General features: G+C 73.1%; 3 protein-coding genes. All 3 read right to left on the bottom strand.

Features of this window, described 5'->3' with window-relative positions; all coding sequences use genetic code 11:
* Positions 1-1,175, bottom strand: a 1,175-nt coding sequence (locus tag DBR36_RS18450) for an ATP-binding protein (RefSeq protein ID WP_375136080.1), incomplete at its 3' end; no start/stop codon positions are given.
* Positions 1,172-1,921: a DUF4194 domain-containing protein gene (locus DBR36_RS12855; protein WP_108320022.1), complete on the bottom strand. Its 750-nt coding sequence runs from the start codon at positions 1,919-1,921 to the stop codon at positions 1,172-1,174. The genes DBR36_RS12855 and DBR36_RS18450, both read right to left, overlap by 4 nt.
* Positions 1,914-2,969, bottom strand: a 1,056-nt coding sequence (locus DBR36_RS12850; protein WP_108319974.1) for a DUF3375 family protein, incomplete at its 5' end; no start/stop codon positions are given. The genes DBR36_RS12855 and DBR36_RS12850, both read right to left, overlap by 8 nt.

Below are 2,969 nucleotides of genomic sequence, written 5' to 3'. Positions count from 1 at the left end.
TCGCGCTGCATGCCGGCGAGACGGCGCTCGAGCCCGCGCAGTTCGCGCTGGGCGGCGTCGAGCCGGTCGCCACCGGCCGCGCGCAGCACGTCGCCGAGCCCCTCGCGCTCCGCCTCGGCGGCGTCGGCCAGAGCCTGACGCTCGCGCACGAGGGCGTCGGTGGCGTGCGTGCGCTCGCGCAGTTCGTCCTCGACGGCGCCGAGCAGGTCGACCCGGCGTTCGGCGCGCCACAGCGAGGCGCGGGACTCGGGGTCGGTGAAGCGGCCGAGCGCGTCGATCAGGCGCAGCCGTTCGGTGGCCTCGTCGATGCGCGTCCTCATCGCGCGGATCGGCTGCAGCGCGCGCACCTGCTGACGCGCCTCGAGCATGCGCGTGCGCGTGCCCTCGAGACCGTCGAAGTGGGCGACCACGGCCTCGGCGACCGCGAGCGTCTCGGGTTCTTCGAGCACCATGCGCTTGTACAGGTCGTCGACGGTGGTGATCTGCTGACCGGCCTGGATGCGCGCGAGCAGGCTCATCGCCTTCGCGCCCGACCCGGCGGCCCCGATCCCCAGAACGGCGTGCAGCCGCGCCGAGAACTCGCGGTCGGTCGCGAGGGTGTCCAGGCCCGTCGACCGCACTGCCGTGTCGGAGAGGTGGCTCTGCGCCGCCCGCTCGAGCTGACGCAGGTCGAACGCGCCGTGCACCGTCGCGCGCACCTTGACGGCGTCGTCGAGGGTGCGGGCCGCGGCGGGGATGTACCAGGCCCGCACCGCGGTGAACCGCGCGCCGTCGTGATCGGCCCAGGTCATCGCGATCGCGGTCCACGTGTCGGCGCCGTCACCGCGCAGCACCCGCACCTTCGTGCCCTCGTCGGTGCGCGACTCGTCGAGCTTGCCGCGGCCGTACGACAGGATGTTGCGCTGCTCCTGCCCGCGCGGACGCCCCACCACCGCGCCGTTCGAGGCGCCGTTGAAGGGGGTGGTGTGCGGCATCATCAGCGCCACGTAGGCGTCCATCAGCGTGGACTTGCCCGACCCCGACCCGCCGCACAGCAGCGTCGCGGTCGGCGCGAACCGCACGCGGTGCGTGCCGTCGTATCCACCCCAGTTGATCAGCTGTAGGTCTTCGGCGACCCACTGCTGACCGCGCGAGGCGGCCGGGATCAACCCGAACAGGGTCTCGAGCATGGTCATGAGAGAAGTCCCTCCTCGGAAGTCCCGGGTGCTGCGGCGGACGGCGCCGGCGCGGCATCCGCCGTCTGCTCCTCCAACCAGCGCTGCAGCTCCCGCAGGGTCGCGGCGTCGAGCACGATCTCGATGAGCGGGCCGATGCGGTAGCGCCCCTCGGACTCCTCCTCGATGATGCCCTCGCGGTCCAGGCGCGCGATCGCCGTGCGCACGGCCCGCTGCTGGCTGGCGCGCGTGCCGTCGGTCTCGCTGAAGTACGTCAGCACGGTCTGCTCGACCTCTTCGACGTCGACGCGGGCGGATGCCGTCCCCGCGGTCGTCTCGCGCTGGAACACCGTGCGCAGGTACACCAGCACCAGGGTCTCGGCGCGCGAGTAGGCCTCGTCCTTGAGCAGGATGGGCACGTCGACGTCGTCGCTGCGCACCTGCTCCTTGTAGGCCACGCCGCGCGCGTGGTCGACGACGAGACGCACGAACAGGTCGTTCAGCCGCGACTCGATGCTCTGCTGGTGCTCGAGCAGCAGCTTCCACTCGGTCGGCGAGGTCTCGGCGAGCAGGAACCGCCGCTGCAGGATGCGCACCAGGACGCGGCGCACGTCGGCATCCAGGATGCCGCGGTCGCCCGCGAACAGGTGGTCGGGGTCGTTCTCCATCGCCACGGGGGCGATGAAGGCGGGCGTCTCGGCGTCCGTCGCGCGGTCGTCCGCGTCGCCCCGGGTGTCGGCCGGTGCGGCCGTGTCGATGTCAGTCATCGGCATCCGTTCTCGTGTGTCGCGCGGCCCGGACCGCTCCGAACGCGAAGCGCCGGGTCGTGCCGTCGGGGCGGACGGCCTCGACGACCGAGACGTCATCGGTCTCGATCAGGCCGTCGCGGTGGACGATCTCGAGCAGACCGACGAGATCGACGGGCCGGCGGGTGTCGGCATCCGCCCCCGCGAACGCGGTCGCGAGGTCGAAGCCGTCGTCGAGGCCGCCCACGTAGGCCTCGAGCTCGGCGTAGTGCGGCCCGCCCCACGCGCGCGTGTCGGCGTCGACGAACTCCACGTCGTCGTCACCGGATGCCAGGGGCTCGGGCGCTCCGGGCGGACGCACATCGCTGAGCGAGCGGCGCAGGTGCCCGATGTCGGCGAGGGGCAGGGTGCGCACCGGCTCGACCCGGCCCGGGGCGCGGGTCTGACTCCAGCGGTGCAGCCCCGCCATCACCGAGCGCAGCAGGTCGTCGACCTGGCGATCGCGGATCGGGTCGTGCGTGCGCACCTGGGCGGTGATGACGTGCGAGGCGCGCCGCTGCGCCGTCAGCACCTCTTGCACCCCCGCCTCGACGCGGCGGGCGATGGCGTCCAGATCGCCCCGCTGCTCGGGGGTCATGAGGCGCGAGAACGGCTGGGTCAGCACCGCGTGCACGCGGTCGGTGAGGTCGTCGATGTGCTCGGGATCGCCGATCAGTCGCAGCGCGCCCTGGAACGCCCGGCCCTCGGGGGTCGCCTGCATCACCTGACGGCCGCGTTCGAGGTACTCGCGCAGCACCTCGCCGGTGGGTCGTACGTCGCGCCGCAGCTCGGCGACGACGTCGCGCTGCATCGCGGCGATCGACTCCGCGACCCGCGAGAAGTCGGCGGGGAGCTCGCGGGCGAGGTGGATGACGTTCTCGGCCTCTTCGAGCAGGTGCTCGTCGTCGAGGGGCTCGACGACGCCCTCGTCGAGGGCGGCGATCTCGGCGTCCAGGGCCGCGCGCTCCTCGAGCAGGGCCTCGCGACGGCGGGCGGGGTCGCTTTCGGCGTCGCGAGGCCCTGCTCGAGG

Source organism: Microbacterium sp. HMWF026, from assembly GCF_003061325.1.
GTDB classification, from domain to species: Bacteria; Actinomycetota; Actinomycetes; order Actinomycetales; family Microbacteriaceae; genus Microbacterium; species Microbacterium testaceum_E.
The sequence above is the reverse complement of the archived record's forward strand: the minus strand, read 5'-3'. Positions and strand labels throughout refer to the sequence as shown.

What these genes read in the sequence shown, in the direction of transcription:
- DBR36_RS12855 (WP_108320022.1), bottom strand. Translation starts at nt 1,921, where the DNA reads ATGACTGACATCGACACGGCCGCACCGGCCGACACCCGGGGCGACGCG.